The organism is Myxococcales bacterium, from assembly GCA_022184915.1.
Classification (GTDB): Bacteria; Myxococcota_A; Polyangia; order Fen-1088; family Fen-1088; genus JAGTJU01.
In genome coordinates this window covers 343,231-350,401 of the sequence record JAGTJU010000006.1, presented here as the reverse complement: position 1 = coordinate 350,401, position 7,171 = coordinate 343,231, and the positions used below count along the sequence as shown (strand labels likewise).

Sequence of the window (7,171 nt, the reverse complement as noted above, 5' to 3'; positions counted from 1 at the left end):
GGTGTTCGAGATGGGCGCGCAGGCGCACGAGTTCTTCCGTCACGTCACTGCGGTCGGCGAGAACGGCCACTTCCTGGGCGAGCCGCTGGGGGTCAAACTCGGGGGTCTCGAGCAAGGCCGAAAGCCGCTGGCGAAGGCGACTCACGGCGCGCGCTGACGCCCCGCTCGTGCGGGCCTCGAGGGCAGAAGCAAGCTCCGCGAGCTTTCCGTGGCGCTCCCGCAGGTCGCGACCGAGCGCCTCGCCCTCCCGACGCCGGCTGCCCTGAAGGAGCGTGAGTGCCTCCGCGAAGGCGGGCGACACATCGTCCCAGGACATGCGCGGGCGGGCCGACCCTCCCTCGCTCCGGACCAAGTTTGCGAAGGCGACCAGGGTCTCCAAACTGGCGGGTTGGATGAGGCCCAGGCTGGACCTCACCCGCTCCACAGCCTCCGCCAGGCCTTTGAAGTAGGCCTCGTCCACGAGCACGCCCGAGCCGCTGTCCACGTCGAGGCTGACAGTAACGGAGCCGCGCAAAAGCGCGCTTCGGACGGCTGCCACGAGGGCCGCTTCCGTCGCCCCGTCCACGTCGCGGGCCCGCACCTTGATGTCGAGAGCCCGGTGGTTGACCGATCGCAGCTCCACGTTCACGCGGCCGGCGGAAGAATCGGCCGTAGCGCGGCCAAACCCAGTCATGCTGTTCATGAGCGAAACGCTACGCAGAGGCCTTCGCCTTGTACCACTCGACGGTCCGACGCAGACCCTCGTATACGTCCACCGAGGCCGTGTAGCCCAGCATCTGCTTGGCCTTCGTGATGTCGGCCAGGCTGTGCTTGATGTCGCCGGTCCGCGCCGCGGCGTGCTGCGCGACCAGGTCTTTTCCGAGGAGCTTGCCCACCGCGCTCACCACCTCGAGCAGGGTGACGGCGAGGCCGCAGGCGACGTTGAACACCTGGCCGGACACACCCGTCGCGTCGGCGGCCTTGAGGTTCGCCTCGATGACGTTGTCGATGTAGCAGAAGTCGCGCGACTGCAGGCCGTCGCCGAATATGACGGGAGACTCTCCCCGGAGGGCGGCCGTCACGAACTTGGGCACGACGGCGGCGTACTGAGAGTTCGGATCCTGGCGTGCGCCGAAAACGTTGAAGTAACGCAGGGTCACCGTCTCGAGTCCGTAGACGTGGCTCCACACCTGGCAATACTGCTCCCCTGCCAGCTTCGACGCGGCATAGGGGGACAAGACAGAGCACGGCATGGACTCCACCTTTGGGAGCGTGGGGGTTTCGCCATAGGCCGAAGACGACCCGGCGTACACCAGCCGCCGCACCTTGGCCGCGCGCGCGGCCTCGAGCACCCTGAGGGTGCCGGTGGCATTGACCTCGTGGCTGGGTACGGGCTCTGCGACCGAACGGGGCACGGAGGGAAGCGCGGCCTCGTGATAGACCACCTCGACCCCGGCCATGGCCGCTTCGAGCGCGCCGTTGTCGAGGATGCTGGCTTCGATGAGCTCGACCTTGCCTTGCAGGTCGGCCAAGTTGTCTCGTTTTCCCGACGAGAGATCATCGATGATCCTCACGTTGTCGCCCCGCTGCACCAGGGCGCGCGCGAGCGAGGAGCCGATGAAGCCGGCACCGCCGGTTACAAGGAAATTTCTAGCCATGAGTCACCACCTGATTCGAAAGGCGGACGGTGCCGCGGCCGGGGACCGTAACACAGATCGCCAAAACGTAAACGCCTACGCCAACATCCCCACTGCGGGCCCACCCCGACACCCGCCCGGAACGACTTTCATCGGGGAGTTTGACGGGCGGACGCTGTCTTTGCACGCGCGTCAGCGGCGCGCTGAGCGATGAGCCTATCCAAGGCGGGATAGGACACCGCTTCCCAATCGCCGTGCGGGGCGGGCTTGGGGGTCGCCGCCACAGAGCCTCGGGCCAGCAGGACCGCGGTGAGGAGCGTACCGAGAAGGGCAATGCCAAAAAGACCGTGACGCCGTTCGAGCTTCATTAGGCGATGTTACCCTACATGTAACCGGCGCCAAGTTTTCGAACATGGTCCTCACGGAAGGGGCGTAGCTTCGCCCGGAAGGGGCAGTCCAAAAAGGGCCAGGCCATGTGGGGAAGGCAAGCGCCGCGGGGGGACGCCGCGCACCTTGACGGTGGGTCCAAGCCGCTTCGCGGGATCGTCTTCGAGATGCATCCGGCATGGCCCCGTTCCAACCGTGCGGGTGGAGGGACCTACCCCGTCGACCGTCAGCCGAATGCGTCCGCCCGGCGCACGCCGCCCTCCCCTGCCCTGACGTTCGCCGATGTCTTCCGCCACCGTTGGCCAGGACCAACGACGGCCCTCGTTCTCGAATGTCACGGTAGGACCGCCGTCCTCGGCGAAGCCCACGGCGGCGACGGCGACGGGGTCGGCGATAGGGATCCTTCGATGCTGGTTCAAGTCGTCGAGGGAAAGCCAGTGAACCACGACGCCCTCGAAGGCGCGCAACGAACCGCGATGCCGCCGCACGCGGGTGGCCGTCAGGAACAGCAGAGCGCGGTTGTCGGCCGTGGGCCGAGCCACCAGAACCTGCCCCCGCTCCGCTGTGACCTGGAAGTACCGCCCCGTCTCTGCGTTCCACGAGACGACCTCCTGATTCAAGAGCAGCGGTAAGGGGCCGTCCTCGGATGCCAGCTTCACGGCGGGACGCAAGCGCGAAACCAACAGCACACCGCTGCGAACGTACGCGGACCACGTGCGTGACGCCTCCTTGACCAAAGGAGACAGCCCAGTTTCGTCGGCTCTTGCCCACAAGGCCACGAGGTCGACAGCCTCCCGCGAGAGCCTTTCGTAGGGCACGAAACCCTCCTCGAGCAGCGCCCCAAGCACCCGCGCGCTTTCGTGGAGCCGGTCTCTGCGTACGAGGAGACCCGCGCGCCGCAACCGCGGCATCAACCAGCCGGGGTCGAGCGCACTCGCGCGCGCGAGGAGGCGGTCCGCCTCGTCGTAACGACGGGCGAGCACGAGCGCGTCCGCCTCTTGGTTTGCACGAACGGCCTCGGCCGCACCGTCGTAGGTGCTGTGTTTCCACCCTGGCAACGGGGACGCCGTCGCGGGGGCGCGCACGACCGGCCCTGGGCAGCGCCCCTGTTCGGCGTGGACGGCCCCGGGAGCCAGGATCCACGACAGCGACACCCAGGCCATCGCGCGCAGGGACACCCGCCCGAACCCGAGGCGTGGACTCCGCGTCCTCATTCGCCCGGGTCGTCGCGGCCTTCGGTGAGCCATACCTGACGATAATCGAAACGGTCACCCTCGGCCGCGAGCCCGCGCACCCGCTTGGACACGAGCGCGAGGGTGTCGAAGCGGTACAGGAAGATCGCGGGGGTTTCGGTGGCGAGCAGGTGGGCCAACTTCGCCCGCAGCTCGGCGCGGGCCTCCGGTGTTTGCGCCAGCACCCATTCGTCGAGCAGCCCTTGCAGCTGCGGCGAGTGGTAGCCCCCAAAGTTGAACACGCCGTCGGGACCGAATGAGGCGCGCGGGTCCTCCCCGGGGGCACCTTCCCACACGAGGGGCGCCAAGTCGAAGTCACCTTCGCGAAGACGGGACATGAAGGTGGAGGGATCGAGCGCAACCACGTCGAGCAAGACCCCTGCGCGGCGCAACTCGAGCGCGAACTGATGGGCCTCCTTGGCCACCATCTTCGATCCCGCGACGTGCAAAAACGTCAGCCGAATGGGCGCGCCATTGCGGTCGCGGACCCCGTCGGCGTTGAGGTCCCGGTATCCGGCGTCGTCGAGCGCCGCGCTCGCGGCCGCGCGGTCAAAGGGCGTGGCAGGGGTCTCGCCAAAGGGCGGGCCTCCGAGGGGCCGTGCGAGGCCCTCGTGCAACTCCTTGGCCAGCCGCTCCCGTTGCCACAGGCGCGAAAGCGCCCAGCGAAACCGGGCGTCGGAGAGAGGGTCTCGCCGCGTGTTGAGGACCACGTAGGCGAACCTGAGGGGTTGCAGCCGGTAAACCTCGAGCTGCGGGCCCAAGGCCGCAGGCTGAAGCTGCTCTGGGAAATGCACCGGTAGCACCTGAGGCAGGATATCGATTTGCCCGCGTTTCGTGCGGATCATCGCGCGGGCGCCGTCGCCGTCGATCTCGAACCACAGCTCGCCGAGGTGAGGCACGACACCATGATAGCTCTCGTTGCGCGCCAACTTGATCCGGTGGCCTCGTTCCCAGCCAACCACCTTGAAGGGCCCGCTGCCAATCGGTGTACGCGCCAGCTGGGCTTTCTCGGCGGCCGTGCCCCGATCGGCGAGGGCGGGCAGAACGGGAATTTCACAGAGAGCATGCAAGGCCTGTCGCGAGGGCCGCAACAGGCGAAAGCGAATGGTGCGGTCGGGAGCGATTTCCACCGCCTCGACGTCGCGCAGCCACGTCCTGAAGAGAGGCTGGCGCGTGTTGCTGCGCAGGAGCTGCTCGAAGGTGGCCTGCACATCCACCGGTGCGACGGGGCGGCCATCGTGCCATGTCGCGCCATCCTTGAGTTTGAGGCTGAGCCTCAGCCCGTCAGGGCTCGTGTCCCAGGTTTCGGCCAATCCCGGAGCGGGGCGATCGCCACGGCAGGTCACGAGCGGCTCGTAGACAAGGCCGTGCGTCACCGTCGATATCGCCTGGTTGTTGTCGATGAGCGGATTGAGGTGCGGGGGCTCGACGTCGAGGTGGACCTTCAAGATCCCCCCGGAGGCTGGCGCGTCGGCCTCGGACGCAAAGTGCTCCGGGTACGGCAGCGTGAGGGCGCGGGCCAGCACCTCACCGCCAGGATCCGGCAAAGGCGCACGGACGACAGGGGCCTGGACTCCCGAGGTCGACTTCCCGTGGCGTCCCCGCCGGCACCCCGAAAAAAGGGGAAGAAAGGCGAGCAAGGTGATGCCAACCAAGGCCCACGCCCAAAGGCAAGCCCCGTCAGTCGATTGACGGGTTACCCCCGCAGAAGCCTGCGCTTGTAAGCGAAAGACACGCATGTTACTGGTGATCGAGGAGGATTGAGTCCGCATGGCGCGAAACGTCTTGAAACACACCTCGTTTTTTTCCTTAGGTATCATTCTGACGAGCGCCCTGCCGGTGGTCCTAAAGGCCCCGATGGCTCAGGCTCAAGGAGAAGCGCTTCCCGATGTGAAGGTGAATTTGCCCCCTTCGCCCAATTTCGACGACATCAAGCGGGCTCCGCTCAAGTACGACACGGGTGAGTTCTCGGTGTACGGGCTGCGAAAGTCCATGAGCAAGTACCTGGACAAAGACGTTCAGGTCAAGGCCTACCTCCTCGAGGTCTACGAGTGCCCCGAGGAGTTGGTCAAGTGCAACGAGCGCGCGAGCAAAAAGAAGAAGGCCGCCGTCGAGGCAGAGGCCACCACGTGCCGCCCCTGCGACCAGCCGCACTTTTTCGTGTCGGACACGCCCGATGGCAGGAAGGAACGCGCCCTTCTGGTCGCCGACTATCCCACCAAGGACTGGAAGACCGACCGCCCGAAGCCGCTCAAGGCAGAAGCCGGCAAGATGTACGTGGTGACCGGCACCTTCGGTATCAACTCCGTCACGGGCTTCGCGGCCTCGAACGGCCTCATCGCTCACAAACGCTTTCAGGATGCCGAGGGCAAGGTGCTCATGGAGGGCAACGCGGTACTCCCCAGTGACTCTCAGATGATCGAGCTCGAGGGCAAGGCGCCTGAAAAGCTCAACCTGGGCAACTGACCTCGCCCGGGAGTCGGCGCCTGCGACGCCTCACCCTCCCCTTTACGGAGGGCGCGCGCGGGCGCTTTTCTCTTTCGAAGACCCGATCGACGATCTGGGTCTTCGCTCACTCTAGACCGCGATCGCGCAGGGAGCCGTCATCCTCCCCCTGAAGGTGACCCACCTCGTGGAGCAAGGTTCGTGCGATGGCTTCGTCGAGCTCCGCGTCCGTTCGCGCGGTGCGCAGCAGGTTCCGGCGGTAGAGCAAGATCGCGCGCTCCGGGGCGCTGTACTGTGCAGGAGACGCCGCGGCCGTGATGCCAGGGGGCACGCGACCCGACGTGCTTCGGCCCTTTTTGGTGCGGGCTGCGGTCGTGCCTACCTGGGGTCCCGCGTGCCGCCCCAGGGGCAGGCCCCGGAACAGGCCCAGGATGGTTGGCGACAGCGGAGGTGACTCTGCCACGAGATCGTCAAGGGCTGGCAGGTCCGCCGTCTCCACCGGTACGTCGTGGAGACTTTCCTGGGCTTCGCGCGGAAGGGCCGCGAGTGCCTGGCGGACACGTTCCTCGAAGTCCCTCGGAGAGACCAAAAGCAGAGGCGGAAAACTGTCGGGGGCGAGCTCTGAGGCCCGCGCGAAGGCCGCGTCGGCTTCGACGAGGGCACCGGCTCGCTCGAGGACCAGGCCCATGTGAAAGAGGGCATGCGCGTTATCGGGCTCGAGAGCGAGCACCGCTTCGAGCTGTTCGCGCGCCTCATCGAAGCGCGCCAGCTCGAAGAGAGCCACGGACAGCTCGTAGGTCGCCGCCGGACGCAGGTCGCCGTCGGCCATGGCCACCGCACGGCTGAGCGGTCGAAGGGCCTGATGGGCTTGCCCCAGATCAATGAGCGCCTGGCCCTCCAGAAGCGAGACCCGGGCGACGCGCGCGCGCATACCCCCCGCACCACGACTCGCTCTCCGCGCATACGCAAGGCCAATGGCCGCACGCTCAGATGACGGCGCAAGATGGTTGACGTAGAGGTCCGCCGCCAACTCGAGCGCCTGCGTGTCTTGAGGCGCCATCGCCAGAACCAGGGTCACCGCTTCGCGGGCGTCGTCCAAGCGCCCCAGGCGCATCAGGGCCGCGGCCCGATCGTGATGCGCTTCGATGGACCGTGGCGCCTGGCGTGCGGCTTCTTCCGCACAGGCCAGTGCGCCTGCGGCGTCGTCGGCCTCGAAATAGGCAGCGGCGCGGTCGAGCAGGTCGGGCACGGCAGACTCGGTCCACACCGGCAGGTCGTCAAAGCAACGGCGCAACGCGCGCGGTGGGGCCGTGACCGGCGGCGCGACCGCTTGCACGGCGCGTTCCTCGGTGGGCAGGGAGAGCTCGGGGACCAGAAGGTCCAAGGTTGCGCCGGGGCCCCCACCGCCTGCCGGGGGCCCAGGCGCTGGTCGCGACTCCCCGCGACACCCCACAGGCACCCCGGCAAGAAGTGCCGGGGCCAACAGACCAA

The 7,171-nt window shown here is 67.3% G+C and carries 6 protein-coding genes; 1 reads left to right on the top strand and 5 read right to left on the bottom strand.

The features are described from left to right. The 4 genes from KA712_22575 to KA712_22560 all read right to left on the bottom strand — a co-directional run. Positions 1-682 (bottom strand): DUF1732 domain-containing protein (locus KA712_22575; GenBank protein MCG5055753.1); only part of this gene is annotated, 682 nt, incomplete at its 3' end. A gap of 10 nt (positions 683-692) precedes the next feature. Then, positions 693-1,637 (bottom strand): SDR family oxidoreductase, encoded by a 945-nt coding sequence (locus KA712_22570; GenBank protein MCG5055752.1) that lies wholly within the window; start codon positions 1,635-1,637, stop codon positions 693-695. Positions 1,638-2,035: 398 nt separating this feature from the next. Continuing rightward, on the bottom strand, positions 2,036-3,217 hold the full coding sequence (locus KA712_22565; protein ID MCG5055751.1) for a hypothetical protein: 1,182 nt from the start codon (positions 3,215-3,217) through the stop codon (positions 2,036-2,038). Further along, positions 3,214-4,890 carry a hypothetical protein gene (locus KA712_22560; protein ID MCG5055750.1) on the bottom strand — a complete coding sequence of 559 codons (1,677 nt, stop codon included), beginning with the start codon at positions 4,888-4,890 and terminating at the stop codon, positions 3,214-3,216. The genes KA712_22565 and KA712_22560 overlap by 4 nt, the downstream gene beginning before the upstream one ends. Positions 4,891-5,005: 115 nt before the next feature. On the opposite strand from KA712_22560, the gene KA712_22555 reads away from it, so the two are divergent. Continuing rightward, positions 5,006-5,701, top strand: a complete 696-nt coding sequence (locus tag KA712_22555; protein MCG5055749.1) for a DUF4115 domain-containing protein — start codon at positions 5,006-5,008, stop codon at positions 5,699-5,701. 106 nt (positions 5,702-5,807) lie between these two features. Here the strand turns inward: KA712_22555 and KA712_22550 are convergent, their stop codons facing one another. Next, a complete protein-coding gene (locus tag KA712_22550) occupies positions 5,808-7,064 on the bottom strand; it encodes a metallopeptidase family protein (GenBank protein ID MCG5055748.1) in 1,257 nt (418 codons plus the stop codon). Between the last annotated feature and the right edge of the window lie 107 nt (positions 7,065-7,171).